The sequence below is a fragment of the Flavobacterium aquariorum genome, from assembly GCF_003254745.1.
Taxonomy (GTDB): domain Bacteria; phylum Bacteroidota; class Bacteroidia; order Flavobacteriales; family Flavobacteriaceae; genus Flavobacterium; species Flavobacterium aquariorum.
This window is the reverse complement of the sequence record NZ_QKXH01000004.1, coordinates 289,285-305,421: the sequence shown is the minus strand read 5'-3', so window position 1 is coordinate 305,421 and position 16,137 is coordinate 289,285. Positions and strand designations below refer to the sequence as shown.

Below are 16,137 nucleotides of genomic sequence, written 5' to 3'. Positions count from 1 at the left end.
AAACAACAAAGGATTAAACAAAACATGCCAAATTTTTATTAAATATATAAAATTTAACAGGCATTTGAAAGGTTAAAAGCGAAAATTACAAAAAAAATGCAACATCAAAAAAAATATTCCAGTAAATTATTTTAAAAAAATGAATCTCAAACTAAATGTTATTTGACTCAATCCAAATATATATTTGATAATCAGCAGGAATCCAACAAAAAAATATTCAAATAAGCTATTTGTATTTAAAATAATTAATTGTACTTTTGCAACCCCTTTATTGGGGATGGAATGTTTAATTAAAATATATTATTGTGAACGCATTAAGCTACAAGACAATTTCAACAACAAAAGCCAATTCTACAAAAGAATGGATTGTTGTAGATGCTGACGGTCATAACTTAGGTCGTCTTGCTTCAAAAGTCGCTATGATTTTAAGAGGTAAGTACAAACCAAGTTATACGCCACACGTGGACTGTGGAGATAACGTAATTGTTATCAACTCAGAAAAAATCAACCTAACAGGTAACAAAATGGATGAGAAAACATACATCCGTCACACTGGTTACCCTGGAGGACAAAGAACTTTAACTGCTAAAGTATTGCAATCAAAAAATCCTGCATTACTAGTAGAGAAAGCGGTAAAAGGAATGTTACCTAAAAACAAATTAGGAGCTGAACTTTTTAGAAATTTAAATGTTGTTGTAGGATCTGAGCACAAACAAGGAGCTCAAAAACCTAGAACTGTTAACCTAAACGATCTTAAGTAATGGGAGTTATTCACAAAATCGGTAGAAGAAAGACCGCTGTTGCACGTGTTTATGTTTCTGAAGGAACAGGAGTTATCGTTGTAAACAAAAAACCATTCGCAACTTATTTCCCAACTGCTACTTTACAGTACAAAGTTTTGCAACCAATGTCTATGACAGAAAACGCATCCAACTTTGACGTAAAAGTAAACGTTTATGGAGGTGGTTCAACTGGACAAGCAGAAGCTGTAAGAATGGCATTGGCACGCGTTATGTGTGAAGTAAATGCTGAAAACAGAGCTATCTTGAAACCAGAAGGTTTATTAACTAGAGATCCAAGAATGGTTGAACGTAAGAAATTCGGTCAGAAGAAAGCTCGTAAGAGATTCCAATTCTCTAAACGTTAATATTGCCTGTCTTGCATCATTTATGCAAGGCATCTCAGAATGTATTAAACAATTTAAAACAATGTTGTTGTTGTCCGACCGAGGTTGGAAATTAGTTTAGCATCTAAATGTATGTAGCCGATTAATCGCCATTCATGCATTGCTAATCAACAGAACGTAAACTAGTACAAAAAATGTCAAACAAAGTAGAAGTAAAAGAATTACTAGAAGCAGGTGTTCATTTTGGACACATGACTAGAAAATGGGATCCAAATATGGCTCCTTACATTTATATGGAGCGTAATGGTATACACATTATAAATCTATATAAAACTGCAGCAAAAATTGAAGAAGCAAATGACGCTTTGAAAAAAATCGCTGCATCAGGTAGAAAAATATTATTTGTTGCTACCAAGAAACAAGCAAAAGACATCGTTGCTGATAAAGCAAAAGCTGCAAACATGCCTTACATCACTGAAAGATGGCCAGGTGGAATGCTAACTAACTTCGTAACTATCCGTAAAGCTGTTAAAAAAATGGCTACTATTGATAAAATGAAGAAAGATGGTACATTCATGACCCTTTCTAAAAAAGAGCGTTTACAAGTTGATCGTCTTCGTGCAAAACTAGAGAAAAACTTAGGATCAATCGCAGATATGTCTAGACTTCCTGCAGCATTGTTCGTAGTAGATATCAAAGCTGAACACATCGCAATAAAAGAAGCTCAAAAATTAAACATTCCAGTTTTTGCAATGGTTGATACCAATTCTGATCCACGTGAAGTAGATTATGTTATCCCTGCAAATGATGATGCTTCTAAATCAATTGATAAAATTTTATCTTTAGTAACTGCTTCAATTATCGACGGTCTTGCAAATAGAACTTCTGATAAAGAAACTGATGCTACTGAAGTTGTTGCTGAAACAGAAGCTCCTGTAGCTGAAACTCCAGCAGTTGAAGCTCCTGTAGCTCCAGCAACTGAAGAATAAATCAAATTTTAAATTCCAATTTTAAATTCCAAGTTCCATAAAAAATTAGAAACAGTATGTTGATAATTTAATAAAATTGGAATTTGGGATTTAAAGATTGGAATTTTTATTTTTATAACATTAAACACATTATATTATGGCAACAATTACTGCTGCAGACGTAAATAAATTAAGACAAACTACAGGTGCCGGAATGATGGACTGTAAAAAAGCTTTAGTTGAAGCTGAAGGAGATTTCGATAAAGCTATACAAAACCTTAGAGAAAAAGGACAAAAAGTTGCTGCTAACCGTTCTGACCGTGAGTCTTCTGAAGGAGCTGCTGTTTCTTTTGTTAATGCTGACAAAACTAAAGGAGCTATCATCACTTTAAACTGCGAAACAGATTTCGTAGGTAAAAATGAGGCTTTCGTAACTTTAGCTAAAGAATTGGTTGAAAGAGCTATTAACTTTTCTTCTAAAGAGGAATTTTTAGCTTCAGATTTCAACGGACTTACTGTTGCTGAAAAATTAATCGAACAAACTGGTGTTATCGGTGAAAAAATCGAAATCGGTGGCTTTGAAATTTTAGAAGGTGCTTTCGTTGGATCTTATGTTCACGTTAACAAAATTGCTGCATTAACTGCAATTTCTGCACCAATTGCTAATGGTGACGTTTTAACTAAAGACATCTCTATGCAAGTTGCTTCTATGGGAGCTGATACATTATCTTACAAAGATTTTGATCCAGCTTTCGTTGCTTCTGAACTTGCTGCTCGTATTGCTATAATCGAAAAAGAAAATGAAGAAGCAAAACGTTTAGGAAAAACTTTAAAAAATGTTCCTAAATATATTTCTTACTCTCAATTGACTGAAGAAGTTATCAAACAAGCTGAAGAAGATGCTAAAGCTGAATTAAGAGCTGAAGGTAAACCAGAACAAATTTGGGATAAAATTATTCCAGGAAAAGTTCAACGTTTCATCTCTGACAACACTACTTTAGATCAAGAGAAAGCCTTATTAGATCAAAACTTCATCAAAGATGACAGCAAAAAAGTTGGTGATTACGTTAAAGGATTCAATGTTGAAATTACAGGTTTCAAAAGAGTTACTTTAGGATAATCAATTAGATCACATTAACGATTTTCTAATTACAGATTTTCGTTTACTCATAAAGTTCCATTTCATCACGAAATGGGACTTTTTTTATGCCTTTTCTTAATCATTTAAAAATAAGTTTTCAGAACAAAAAAAAAAAAAAACACTGATATGATCTAGGATCCTAAAAACACTTTAACAAAAACAATTAATAACTTTTAACAAAGCATCAACAACAAAAATAACATAAGTCCTAAAACAAAAAAACAGCAGCAAACAAAAGTTCACTGCTGCTAATAACAATTTTTATTCTATTTTTTATTAATCCCGAACTTCTTTCTACAGTAAACAATATAACATTACAATACAAAGATAAGTCGAATTAAACCGAACTATTTCTCGTTACTTTCTACGGGTATCATTCTCTCTTTCAACTCTTCTTTTTCAACCATCTTAGACAACTTAAAAACAAGCAAAGTACCGGCAACTCCTAGAATCGTCATAAACATCCAATTCGACTCATAACCAGAATTCTGAATTATTTCCATACCTGTTTTAGCGCTTAAAATATGTGCAAAACTATAACTCATAGTAAAAGCTGCCATATACTTACCTTCTTGCATTTCATTGGATCTCTCCATTGCAAATGAATTAGCAAATGGGAAAGTCAACATTACTCCGCATGTCATAAAAAGCATCATAGGAATCAAAATAGCCTCCCAAGGGAACAACAGAAGTAAAAAACTAGTTGCCATAAGCAATAACCCTAAAGAAATAACTTTATGATTGTTTATTTTATTTTTGCTTACATAATTCACAATTGGAAGTTCGAAAAGCAAAATAAGCAGTCCATTTAAACTCAATAGCAATCCGCTATCAAATTCCGACATATTAAATCGTTCTTTATGATATAATGGTAAAGTTGTAAAAATCTGAAAAAACAAGATTCCTGTTATCAAACATATAACCAAGTGAAGCATAAAAGGCTTGTCCTTCATCACGGAAACTTTCTTAAAAGCTTTCTCATGATGTTTTTTCAATTTGACTTGCAATTTCTTCTCTTTCACAAAAAACATGAAAACAATAATTGCCAAGATACAGGTTGCACCATCAACATAAAATATATATTCATATCCCAACTGCATAATAATCAATCCACCCAATACCGGCCCAAAAAGGAATCCCAAGTTAATCGCTGCACGGGTTAACGAATAGGCACGAGCTCTATTTTCTTTTGTGGTAAACGTCTTTAGACACACAAGCATTGCTGGTCTAAACATATCAGCAATAGTTGTTAACACAAGTATACCTACGCAAAGCTCTTCAAAAGTTGTGGCATACTGCAATAAAATAAACACGATACCACTGACAAATAAACTGAACACCATGACCTTATAAAAGCCAATCTTGTCAGATAATTTACCACTAAGCCAAGTTCCAATTATAGAACCGACTCCAAAGAAAACCATCACCCAGCCTATTTGACTGTAACTGAATTCTAAATTTTCTTTCATGTACTTTGATAGAAAGGGAATAACCATAGTCCCTGCTCTGTTGATGAATGTAATTAAAGTAAGTATCCAAATCTCTTTTGGAAAATCTTTAAAATTGTCTAGGTATTTTTTTATCATAATTAATTTTTTTTGGGGCAAAAAATTTTTTCATTTTGGCAAAAATAGATTTTTTTTTCAATCAACCAACAATCAAGTAGTTAAAAAACATAATAATTTTATAACAATTCTAAAACATTTTTGCTTAAAAAAAAAGTTCTTCAAAAAAAACATTAAAAAAAAGGAAATTATAGATTTTTAATATAGATTTGCAACCAGCATTAACCCCAAATAATAATAATTATGAAAGAAAAAATTTACTATTTAATAATAGGCCTAATCTTTACCTACACAGCACAGGCACAACTCTACGGTGGTATTGAAATCGGAAGTAAAGGTATCAAAATGACCGTTCTTCAAGTTGAGAGCATTAAAAGAAACACTTACGATGTAAAGGAGTTTTGGACTGAAAACGTAGGAATAGCAGCTGGTATCGGAATCGACGGTACTTTATTGAAAGAAGATATTGACAAGGCAGGTGGAGTAGTTTACAACAACTACAAAAAAATGCTTAATGAATACAAGATTGAAGACAAAAATATTTTCGTTGTTGCCTCTTCAGGTGTTGGTCTTGCAACAAACACTAATGATTTAGTAGTAAAAATAAAAGAGTTGACAAATAAAAAAATAGAAATCATCTCCTCATCATTGGAAGCCAAATTACTTTTGAGAGGTTGTATTCCTCCTAAAAATTATTTAAACTCCGTAATTATAGACATAGGTGGTGGAAACACTAAAGGAGGTTATGCTAAAGACATCAACGACTCATCTGTATTTTTCCCAATTTCATGTGATCTGGGAACGGTGACTTTGACTGAAATCATCAATAAAAAGTGTAAACAAAAAACAGTATTTGAATTCAACGAAAACTTGTTTGACTATTTACCAACAATGAGAGAGAGTTTCAAAAAAATGTACACAAGCAGAGCTGAATCTCAAGACAAGAGCAATGTTTACATCTCTGGTGGTGCAGCCTGGGCTTTCTACACTCTTTTAAATGGAGCCAAAGCAGAAGAAAACTTTACTCAAATCCAATATGATGATATTCTAGCTATAAGAACAATCGCAGAAAACAATTATCAGAGATTTGTTACTAGCGCTGAAAGTAATGTTGAAATGAAAAAAGTTTTGAACACGTACCAACAAAAATACTTAATCGCTGCTTTTAATCTTTTAGAAACATCTCTTGAAGTTATCCCCAACATACAAAGCAAAAAGATTTATTTCGCTAAACAAGGTCAAATTGCATGGTTAGTTAGTTACGTATTTGATAATGCTAAAGGTGTAAAACAAATATACTAAGTATAGAATCAAAAAATATTTCATTAAAAATCAAATCCCATTCATTATATGTTTGGGATTTTTTTTGCACTTTTCAATTATTCTTTTGAATAAGATTTTAAAAAAAAGTTTAAATTTGAGTAATTAAGTATCTTAACGCTCTAATCATGAAGAACTTTAAAATAATATTTTCTTTTATATTTCTTGCTTTGCTAATTAGTTGTGGAAAAAATGAACCTGAAGAAGAGGAAGCAGAAACTAATTATACCCAAACCTCAAATATTACAACAGACACTCCAGCAATGAACGCAGAAAACGCAGTGTCAAATACTGAAATTGAGAACGCGGAAACAGAAGATACTGATATTGATTCCGGTTTAGCATCAGCCATTCAAAGACAAATTCCAAAGTCACAAACTTCAAACAAAAACACCCAAAACAATAGTAATAATCAAGATCAAATTATAGTAACGATTGCAACACCAATAGCGGAAAACGCAGAAGCTATCGTCAACACTCCTTTGAGAAATTTATTGAGAAATGCCCAATTCGGCAAATCATATACCAAAAAAGAATTAATTGAAGAGTACAAATTTCCAAAAGAAGCCGTCGATCTCATAAAACATGTAACCTGCGTAGGACCAAACAAATTATATTTCAACTGGGGATCCACTTGGCTTGTAGAAAAAGTATCGGATGCCGAATTCGAAAACGACACCATGATTTTCACCTTCAAAAAAAATAAAACTTACGTATCGGGAGGTGCCATCGGTATTAAATACAATAAAAAAATATACACTGAATTGATACTTAATAACGGATCAGCCTACATTCCGACTGTAAAAGGCTACCATTGGGAAATAAACAAATGACACAAAAAGAACTCACAAGATGCGCTTGGTGCAATTCCAGCGAATTATACCAAAAATACCACGACGAAGAATGGGGCGTTCCCGTTTATGACGACCTAAAACTTTTTGAATTCCTGTTGCTGGAAACTTTCCAGGCAGGATTAAGTTGGATTACCATCTTAAACAAAAGAGAAAATTTTCGCAAAGCTTTTGACAATTTCGACTATAAAAAAATAGCCAACTATTCCGAAGATAAAATTCAGGATTTGCTTCAAGATCCAGGTATCATTCGTAACAAACTAAAGGTTTATTCTACCGTTTCCAATGCTATAGCCTTCATGAAAATTCAGGCTGAATTTGGCAGTTTTTCCAAATACATCTGGGGCTTTGTCGACGGAAAACCAATTATAAACAAACGAAAAAGCTTAAGCGAAGTACAGTCCGCAACTCCCCTATCCGATGCCATCAGCAAAGATTTAAAAAAGCGCGGATTCAAGTTTGTCGGTTCCACTGTGGTTTACGCCCACATGCAGGCCACCGGAATGGTTGACGATCATGTAGAAGATTGCTGGAAAAGAAATTAATACACAATCATCATTTTAACACTCCAAAACACAAGTTACATCTGTAACAACTTTAAACTTTTAAACCTTTAAACTTCTAAACTTTTTTAATTACATTTGTTTCACACTTTAGGGGTGTCTGCAATCGCAGGCTGAGACTTTACCCTCGAACCTGATCTAGTTCATACTAGCGTAGGAAAAAGTAAGATGACTTCTTGTCGCACATTTGTGCGTATTTGTAGCCATTCCTAAAGTATAACTTATACTAAATTCAAAAAGGAATGGAACTAAAAATCAACAATCAAACCAAACAATTTCCCCTTGACAGTCTCACTGTACAAGCGCTTCTTGACATAGAATTTCCCGAAAAACAAAACGGAATTGCCCTAGCGATCAACAATACGGTAATTCCAAAATCCGATTGGAATACCCATTTCCTCAACCCAACAGACGACATTCTAATCATTTCTGCCACACAAGGCGGATAAAATAATTATGTCTAGTTACTGCGTCAGTTCGCAAAAACTCGTGTGGGCGTGCCCCCGTTGAGAAAAAGGGCTTACTCTTAGCACTGCTTATAAAGCCCTTTTCCTAAACGGGGTCGGGCTATCCGCGCTACTTCGGTAGCTAGCTACTATCCCTCACGCAAAACCAGAAACCAAGAACTTTTCATTTTCAACTAAAAATATAACTACTCACAACATAAAAGCTAAAGCTATGAACAACGAAGAAAAAATCTCAAAAACCCCCTTCCCAAACTCCAAAAAGGTCTATATCGATGGAGAAATCCACCCTATAAAAGTAGCAATGAGAGAAATCTCCTTGGCCGACACCAAAATGTCCAACGGAAGAATCGAAAAAAATCCTTCGGTAACCGTTTATGATACTTCAGGACCATTCACTGACCCAAATATCGAAATCGACATCCGAAAAGGATTGCCCCGCATTCGCGAACAATGGATTCTAGAGCGTAATGACGTAGAAGAACTAACAGAAATCTCGTCCGAATACGGAAAATCACGTTTGAATGATGAAAAACTAAACCACCTACGTTTTGAGTATTTGCATAAACCGATGCGTGCCCAAAAAGGAGCCAACGTAACCCAATTATATTACGCAAAACAAGGCATCATCACTCCCGAGATGGAATATATTGCCATTCGCGAAAACCAGCGCATCGAACAACTGAATGAGCAAACCAAAGCGATGCAATGCCAGCACCAAGGGCATAGTTTTGGAGCACAAACCCCAAAAAGCAAAATCACTCCCGAATTCGTTAGAAGCGAAGTAGCCAGAGGTCGCGCCATTATCCCAAACAACATCAACCATCCCGAAAGCGAACCTATGATTGTGGGACGTAACTTTTTGGTAAAAATAAACGCAAACATCGGTAACAGTGCCGTAACGTCAAGCATTGAAGAGGAAGTAGAAAAAGCCGTTTGGGCATGCCGTTGGGGAGCCGACACTATTATGGATTTATCAACAGGTAAAAACATACACGAAACTAGAGAATGGATTATTCGTAACTCACCAGTGCCTATCGGAACGGTGCCTATATACCAAGCATTGGAGAAAGTAAATGGAATCGCCGAAGACTTAACCTGGGAAGTATTCCGTGACACCCTTATCGAGCAAGCGGAACAAGGAGTTTCCTATTTCACCATTCATGCCGGAGTATTATTGCGCTACATACATTTAACCGCCAATCGCGTTACCGGAATTGTTTCTCGTGGTGGTTCAATTATGGCTAAATGGTGTCTATTTCATCATAAAGAAAACTTCCTTTACACGCATTTTGAAGAGATTTGCGAAATCATGAAACAATATGACGTAGCTTTCTCATTGGGAGACGGTTTACGTCCTGGCTCAATTGCCGATGCCAATGATGCCGCACAATTCGCCGAATTGGAGACTCTTGGCGAGCTGACAAAAATCGCTTGGAAACACGATGTACAAGTTTTCATCGAAGGTCCTGGTCATGTCCCAATGCACATGATCAAAGAAAATATGGACAAACAATTGGAACATTGCGACCAAGCACCTTTTTACACTTTAGGCCCGTTAACCACCGATATTGCTCCGGGTTACGACCACATTACTTCTGCCATTGGTGCCGCAATGATTGGCTGGTACGGATGTGCGATGCTATGCTATGTCACTCCAAAAGAACACCTTGGTTTACCTAACAAAAAAGACGTAAAAGACGGTGTTATAACCTATAAAATTGCCGCACATGCCGCCGACTTGGCCAAAGGCCATCCTGGTTCGCAATACCGCGACAATGCCCTGAGCAAAGCCCGTTTCGAATTCCGTTGGGAAGACCAGTTTAATTTATCATTAGATCCAGACACGGCTAGAGAATTCCACGACGAAACACTTCCTGCAGATGGCGCCAAAGTCGCCCACTTCTGTTCGATGTGCGGGCCTAAATTCTGTTCGATGAAAATATCACAGGAAATCCGTGATGTAGCGGAAGCCGAAAAAGGGATGAAAGAAAAGTCAGAGGAGTTTATTGAACAAGGAAAAGAAATTTATATTTAAAAAGAGAATAGATAATAGACTAGGAGATGAGAGACAATCTCTAATATCTTTTAGTCTATTATCTCTTAGTCTATTATCTCTCATCTAAAATTAATATGATCGTAATCACAAATCCAATTCCGATAGCCAATGAAATCGACACCATCCATTCTCTTTTTGAGAGTGGATTGGAGTTGCTTCATGTGCGGAAACCTTATTTTTCTGCAGTAGAAATGAGATCCTTCTTGTCGGAAATAAAATCAGATTTAAGAGAACAATTGGTTTTGCACAATCATCGTCATTTAGCTTCAGCATTTGGCATCAATCGAATTCACTTTAGCGAAAGCGAAAGAAAAAAAACAATAACGTTATTCGGAAAATTTCCATTTGAAACATACAAAACAAAAGGGTTTCATTTATCGACTTCGGTTCATAGCATGGACGATTTCAATACTTTGGACAGCGTGTTTAAATATGCTTTTTTGGGTCCAATTTTCCCAAGTATTTCCAAAGAAAATTATTCTTCAAAAACAGATTTATTCGATGCCGTTAAGAACAGATTTAATTATTCAACAAAACTCATTGCTTTAGGAGGGATAGAATCAAAAAACACAGGGAAAACATTACAAAACGGTTTTGATAATATAGCCTTACTAGGAACCATTTGGAGTCAGAACAATCCAATAGAAAACTTTAAATCATGTCAAAAAATCGTCCAATCGTATTAACTGTCGCTGGATTTGATCCTTCGGGCGGTGCAGGAGTTTTGGCAGATATCAAAACTTTTGAGCAGCATAAAGTGTATGGTTTTGCCATCAACACGGCCAATACCATACAAACTGAAAATAAATTCCACAAAAACGAATGGAGCTCTATAGATTTTGTTTTAGAATCCATAACAACCCTTTTGGACAGTTATGCTATCAACACAGTCAAAATTGGCATTATACCTTCATTGGATTATTTGGGACAGATTATTTTTTACCTAAAAAAACACTCCCCGACTATCAAAATTATTTGGGATCCAATTTTGAAATCTTCAACCGAATTCGAGTTTTTGTCACTACTAAATCGTACGACCTTGATTGAAATCCTGCAACAAATGGAGTTGATTACTCCAAATTACAACGAAATCAAAAATTTTAATCATAGAGAAAATGACCCGAAAAAGATTTCAAAATTCTATTCTGATTACTGCTCGATTTTACTAAAAGGCGGACATAACGACAACGAAATTGGAGTTGACTATTTATACACCAAAAATAACATCCTTAAACTTTTGCCCAAAACCAACGAATGTTTTGAGAAACATGGCTCAGGCTGTGTGTTATCTGCCGCAATTACGGCCAACCTTGCATTGGGACAAAACCTGAAAACGGCTTGTGAAAATGCAAAAACATATACCGAAAACTATTTACTGTCCAACTCATCTAAACTAGGATTTCACCATGTATAACAAACTACAATACATCTCCCAAGGAGAAAGCGTCGAAGAACAATTGTACAACATCCACCAAGCACTCGACAATGGATGCGACTGGATACAAATGCGATTCAAACATCAAAAACCTAAAAAAGCATTGGCTTTGGCGGAAGCCACAAAATTTCTATGTGAAGAATACCTAGCCAATTTCATCATCAACGATGATGTACATTTAGCCGAAAAAATTAATGCTGACGGTGTCCATCTTGGTCTTTCGGATATGAGGGTTTCAGAAGCAAGAGCTATTTTGGGCAAAACCAAAATCATTGGTGCAACGGCAAACACTTTTGAAGACATTGTCTGTCAAGTCACCAACGGCTGTGACTATATTGGCTTAGGTCCTTTCCAACACACTAAAACCAAGACCAATCTCAGTCCGATACTTGGTTCTGAAGGCTATCATTCCATAATAACTAAAATGAAAGAGTCGCAAATTGACATACCGGTTTATGCCATTGGCGGCATTACATTGAGAGATGTTAACCCCCTAATGAAAACGGGAATTCATGGTATCGCAGTTTCGGGTGTTATTACCAAAAGCGACGACAAACAAGAACTCATTACACAACTTAACTACAACTTATATGGCAACGTCACTATTTAAAATTGGGGATAAAACACTCGAATCCAGATTATTTTTAGGAACCGGAAAATTTGGCTCCAATGTCGAAATGGAAGAGGCTATACTGGCTTCCGAAAGCGAATTGGTAACTGTAGCCCTAAAAAGAATCGATCTGGAAACAGATACCGATGCTATTCTAAATCATTTAAAGAATCCCAGAATCAACTTATTGCCCAATACTTCTGGAGCACGAAATGCCAAGGAAGCGATTTTTGCGGCACAACTCGCCAGAGAAGCACTGGAAACCAATTGGCTAAAACTTGAGATTCATCCCGACCCGAAATACTTGATGCCAGATCCCATTGAAACCCTCAAGGCAACTGAAGAACTCGCAAAATTAGGATTCATTGTTTTGCCCTACATTCATGCCGATCCTGTTTTGTGCAAGCATTTAGAAAACGCGGGGACAGCTGCCGTAATGCCATTGGGATCCCCTATCGGAAGTAACAAAGGATTGAAAACCATCGATTTTCTAGAAATAATCATCGAACAAAGTTTGGTTCCAGTAATCATTGACGCAGGGATTGGCGCACCATCTGATGCTGCCAAAGCAATGGAAATGGGAGCCGATGCAGTATTGGTCAACACCGCAATTGCCGTAGCCGGAAATCCAAAATTAATGGCTGAATCCTTTAAGGAAGCAGTAATCGCTGGACGAAAAGCATTTGAAGCAAAACTGGGACAACAATACAAACAAGCAGTTGCTTCTAGTCCTTTGACTGCTTTTTTAAATGTATAATTGTCGAAAATTAACCGCAAGGGATGCAATGATTGACGCGAAATCCGCAAAGCCTTGCGGACTTAACTCTAAGAATTCAAAATATAAAACTTTGCGAACCTTACGGTAAAAACAAACATTATGAAAACATACAAATCGGTTTTTGAGGGTTATGATTGGGATACCATTCAAACCAAAATATACCAAACGACCACCAAACAAGTGGAACAGGCATTGGCAAAAAGCAAAAGAAATCTAGACGATTTCTTGTCTCTGATTTCACCAGCAGCCACGATCTATTTGGAGCAAATGGCACAAGAATGCCACGAATTGACCAAAAAACGTTTTGGGAAAACCATTCAAATGTATGCACCTCTGTATTTAAGCAATGAATGCCAAAACATTTGCACGTATTGTGGTTTCAGTTTGGATAATAAAATCAAACGCAAAACACTATCCGACACTGAAATAAAACTGGAAGTCGAAGCCTTGAAAATGGCAGGTTTTAATCATGTATTATTGGTAACGGGAGAAGCCAATTATACCGTAAACATCAATTATTTCCTGAATGCGATTGATCAAATAAAAGAGCAATTCTCAACCATTTCGGTAGAAGTACAGCCTCTTTCCACCGAAGAATACCAAAAACTACACGAAGCTGGAGTGTATTCGGTTTTGGTATATCAGGAGACCTATCATCAGGAAGTATATAAAAAATATCATACCAAAGGTAAAAAGTCCAATTTTGATTTTCGCTTGGAAACACCAGACCGAATTGGAAAAGCTGGAATTCACAAGATTGGACTGGGCGTTTTATTAGGCTTGGAAGATTGGCGAACGGATAGTTTTTTCAATGCCATGCATTTGGATTATTTACAGAAAACTTATTGGCAAACTAAATATTCAGTTTCCTTTCCGAGATTGCGACCCGCCGAAGGAATTATCGAACCCAACTTTATTATGGACGACAAAGATTTGACGCAATTAATATGCGCATATCGATTATGGAATGAAGATTTGGAGATTTCAATTTCGACACGGGAGAATGAAAATTTCAGGAATAATATCATTCCGATTGGGGTTACCAGCATGAGTGCGGGATCCAAAACCAATCCGGGCGGTTACGTTGTTGACCCACAATCTTTAGAACAATTTGAGATTAGCGATGAACGTTCTGCCCAAGAAATTGCCAAAATAATCAGCGATAGAGGATACGAACCGATATGGAAAGATTGGGACAGAACATTTAGCCAAAAGTCGAAAGCCGAAAGCCTTAAAGAGAATTCAATCCATAATTAATACCTCCTTTCAACTTTATAACTTTAAGACTTAACAAAAATGAGTATAATTCAAGAATATTTAAGATACAACCGCCAAATGATCCTCCCCGAAATTGGCGACGAAGGACAGGAAAAACTAAAAAAAGCAAGAGTATTGGTCATTGGCGCCGGCGGATTGGGCTGTCCTATTTTGCAATATATGGCTACAGCTGGTGTAGGCACAATTGGAATTGTCGATTTTGATAAAATTGAGATTCATAACCTACACCGTCAAATTTTATACACCCAAAACCATGTGGGTAAAAGTAAAGCCATCATGGCAAAAGAAACATTGGAAGAAATGAATCCTTTGATTTCCATTTTGGCATTCGAAGAAAAATTAACCTCCGAAAATGCCGCTGCAATTATGCAGGATTATGATTTTGTTGTCGATGGATCGGATAATTTTGAAACTCGTTATTTGGTCAATGATACCTGTGTTGCTTTAGGAAAAACATTGGTTTACGGAAGCATATTGAATTTTGAAGGACAAATGGCCGTTTTCAACCGTAACGGAAGTAAAAATCTTCGGGATTTATTTCCGGAACCGCCCAATCCAAAAGATGTACCCAATTGCAGCCTTAATGGCGTACTGGGAACTTTGCCAGGAATGATTGGAACTATGATGGCTCATGAAACCTTAAAACTGATAATTGATTTACCTACTTTAAAGAACGAATTGGTATTGTTCAGCACTTTGAATTGGAGTTTTACAAAAATAAAATTTTAACCATATAAGAAATATAAGTTCATTTAAGCTAGAACGTTAAACTCTTATATGTCCTTATATTTCTTATATGGTAAACCTTTCTTTTTTTAAACTATTTACTCTTCAAAATTGCCATGAAAGCTTCCCGCTCAATTTCCCTACAGCCTAAACTTTCGAGATGTTCGTTGTAAACCTGACAATCCAACAAGCGATAATTGTCTTTTTTGAGTTGGTTTACCAAAGCGATAAATGCCACTTTGGAAGCATTGGAAACCAAAGAAAACATGCTTTCACCACAGAAAACATGTCCTAAATCGATGCCGTACAAACCGCCAACTAATTGATCATTTTGCCAAACTTCGATTGATTTTGCAATTCCTAATTCATTCAGCCTACAATAGGCTTCAATCATTTCGTTGGTAATCCAAGTTCCTGTTTGTCCACCCCGCTTTATTTGCTGACAATTGGAAATAACGTCCCTGAAATTTTGATTGAAAGTAACCGTAAAAATGTTTCGGTTTAGGATGTTTCGCATGCTTTTGGAAACAATCAATTCATCCAAGAACAGCACCATTCTAGGATTGGGTGACCACCAAATAATAGGCTCTCCTTCGTTGAACCATGGAAAAATTCCACTATTATAAGCTAACTGCAAACGCTCTGGAGACAAGTCCCCCCCAAACGCAAGAATTCCATCGCTATCGGCGTGAGAAACGGGTGGAAAAAATAAAGCTTTAGATAAATAATACATTTTCAATTTTAAAAATCAATTTCAATGGCAACTTCAAATTCCAATAAATGAAAAATTCCAAATTCCAATTATATATTGTTAATTGGAATTTGGAATTTAAAAATTGCATTTTATTTTTTAGAATGGCAAATCGTCCGCATCTTCTTCATTTAAGTTAGTTGCTGGTGCAAAAGTTGCTGCAGCTGGCATTGGAGGTGCTTGTTGAGTTGGTGCATCAGCAACCAATCTTTCAATTCTCCAACCTTGGATACTGTTAAAATATCTTGTTTCACCTTGTGGATTAACCCATTCTCTTCCTCTCAAATTGATAGATACTTTTACGGCTTCTCCAATATTATAATTGCTTAGTAAATCACATTTGTCTTGAGTAAATTCAATCAGAATGTGCTGTGGATATTGCTCATCTGTAGTAACAACCAATTCTCTTTTTTTGAATGCTGCACTCACTTGTTGCTCTGGATTAACAACTTTAATTTTTCCTAATACTTCCATCTTCTTTTTGTTTTATTATTGTTACTTT

At 35.9% G+C, this 16,137-nt stretch carries 18 protein-coding genes and 1 riboswitch; of the genes, 15 read left to right on the top strand and 3 right to left on the bottom strand.

Annotated elements, in window-relative coordinates:
• Positions 1-305 precede the first annotated feature (305 nt).
• The 4 genes from rplM (at position 306) to tsf (ending at position 3,214) form a co-directional block, all read left to right on the top strand.
• Positions 306-761 (top strand): 50S ribosomal protein L13, encoded by a 456-nt coding sequence (rplM, locus tag DOS84_RS08600; protein ID WP_111409710.1) that lies wholly within the window; start codon positions 306-308, stop codon positions 759-761.
• Entirely contained in the window at positions 761-1,147 is a 387-nt protein-coding gene (gene rpsI / locus DOS84_RS08595; RefSeq protein WP_077371473.1) for a 30S ribosomal protein S9, read from the top strand. The genes rplM and rpsI overlap by 1 nt, the downstream gene beginning before the upstream one ends.
• A 173-nt stretch (positions 1,148-1,320) precedes the next feature.
• Positions 1,321-2,115, top strand: coding sequence for a 30S ribosomal protein S2 (gene rpsB, locus DOS84_RS08590; protein ID WP_111409709.1), 795 nt, complete (start codon positions 1,321-1,323; stop codon positions 2,113-2,115).
• Between the two features lie 136 nt (positions 2,116-2,251).
• A complete protein-coding gene (gene tsf / locus DOS84_RS08585) occupies positions 2,252-3,214 on the top strand; it encodes a translation elongation factor Ts (protein ID WP_111409708.1) in 963 nt (320 codons plus the stop codon).
• A gap of 368 nt (positions 3,215-3,582) precedes the next feature.
• Here the strand turns inward: tsf and DOS84_RS08580 are convergent, their stop codons facing one another.
• On the bottom strand, positions 3,583-4,821 hold the full coding sequence (locus DOS84_RS08580) for an MFS transporter (RefSeq protein ID WP_111409707.1): 1,239 nt from the start codon (positions 4,819-4,821) through the stop codon (positions 3,583-3,585).
• A 222-nt stretch (positions 4,822-5,043) separates the two neighbouring features.
• Here DOS84_RS08580 and DOS84_RS08575 point away from each other — a divergent pair, with 222 nt between their 5' ends.
• From DOS84_RS08575 to DOS84_RS08525, 11 genes are all read left to right on the top strand, one after another.
• Entirely contained in the window at positions 5,044-6,102 is a 1,059-nt protein-coding gene (locus DOS84_RS08575) for a Ppx/GppA phosphatase family protein (RefSeq protein WP_111409706.1), read from the top strand.
• Between the two features lie 146 nt (positions 6,103-6,248).
• Entirely contained in the window at positions 6,249-6,953 is a 705-nt protein-coding gene (locus DOS84_RS08570; protein ID WP_111409705.1) for a hypothetical protein, read from the top strand.
• Positions 6,950-7,516 carry a DNA-3-methyladenine glycosylase I gene (locus DOS84_RS08565; RefSeq protein WP_111409704.1) on the top strand — a complete coding sequence of 189 codons (567 nt, stop codon included), beginning with the start codon at positions 6,950-6,952 and terminating at the stop codon, positions 7,514-7,516. The genes DOS84_RS08570 and DOS84_RS08565 overlap by 4 nt, the downstream gene beginning before the upstream one ends.
• Positions 7,517-7,616: 100 nt before the next feature.
• A riboswitch (TPP riboswitch) is annotated at positions 7,617-7,711 on the top strand.
• A gap of 65 nt (positions 7,712-7,776) precedes the next feature.
• Entirely contained in the window at positions 7,777-7,983 is a 207-nt protein-coding gene (gene thiS, locus DOS84_RS08560; RefSeq protein ID WP_111409703.1) for a sulfur carrier protein ThiS, read from the top strand.
• A 229-nt stretch (positions 7,984-8,212) separates the two neighbouring features.
• Positions 8,213-10,036, top strand: coding sequence for a phosphomethylpyrimidine synthase ThiC (gene thiC, locus DOS84_RS08555; protein ID WP_111409702.1), 1,824 nt, complete (start codon positions 8,213-8,215; stop codon positions 10,034-10,036).
• Between the two features lie 95 nt (positions 10,037-10,131).
• The gene (locus tag DOS84_RS08550) at positions 10,132-10,743 is read left to right on the top strand and encodes a thiamine phosphate synthase (protein WP_111409701.1); all 612 of its coding nucleotides are present in this window, start codon (positions 10,132-10,134) and stop codon (positions 10,741-10,743) included.
• Positions 10,716-11,471 (top strand): hydroxymethylpyrimidine/phosphomethylpyrimidine kinase, encoded by a 756-nt coding sequence (locus tag DOS84_RS08545; protein WP_111409700.1) that lies wholly within the window; start codon positions 10,716-10,718, stop codon positions 11,469-11,471. Before DOS84_RS08550 ends, DOS84_RS08545 begins: the two co-directional genes overlap by 28 nt.
• Positions 11,464-12,102 (top strand): thiamine phosphate synthase, encoded by a 639-nt coding sequence (locus DOS84_RS08540; protein WP_111409699.1) that lies wholly within the window; start codon positions 11,464-11,466, stop codon positions 12,100-12,102. The genes DOS84_RS08545 and DOS84_RS08540 overlap by 8 nt, the downstream gene beginning before the upstream one ends.
• The gene (locus tag DOS84_RS08535; protein ID WP_111409698.1) at positions 12,083-12,859 is read left to right on the top strand and encodes a thiazole synthase; all 777 of its coding nucleotides are present in this window, start codon (positions 12,083-12,085) and stop codon (positions 12,857-12,859) included. Before DOS84_RS08540 ends, DOS84_RS08535 begins: the two co-directional genes overlap by 20 nt.
• Positions 12,860-12,979: 120 nt before the next feature.
• Positions 12,980-14,137 (top strand): 2-iminoacetate synthase ThiH, encoded by a 1,158-nt coding sequence (thiH, locus tag DOS84_RS08530; RefSeq protein ID WP_111409697.1) that lies wholly within the window; start codon positions 12,980-12,982, stop codon positions 14,135-14,137.
• 39 nt (positions 14,138-14,176) lie between these two features.
• A complete protein-coding gene (locus DOS84_RS08525; protein ID WP_111409696.1) occupies positions 14,177-14,887 on the top strand; it encodes a HesA/MoeB/ThiF family protein in 711 nt (236 codons plus the stop codon).
• 91 nt (positions 14,888-14,978) lie between these two features.
• Here DOS84_RS08525 and aat read toward each other — a convergent pair whose 3' ends face one another.
• Complete coding sequence (aat, locus tag DOS84_RS08520; RefSeq protein ID WP_111409695.1) at positions 14,979-15,617, bottom strand: leucyl/phenylalanyl-tRNA--protein transferase; 639 nt, start codon at positions 15,615-15,617, stop codon at positions 14,979-14,981.
• 117 nt (positions 15,618-15,734) lie between these two features.
• The gene (locus tag DOS84_RS08515; protein WP_111409694.1) at positions 15,735-16,109 is read right to left on the bottom strand and encodes a DUF3127 domain-containing protein; all 375 of its coding nucleotides are present in this window, start codon (positions 16,107-16,109) and stop codon (positions 15,735-15,737) included.
• Positions 16,110-16,137 lie beyond the last annotated feature (28 nt).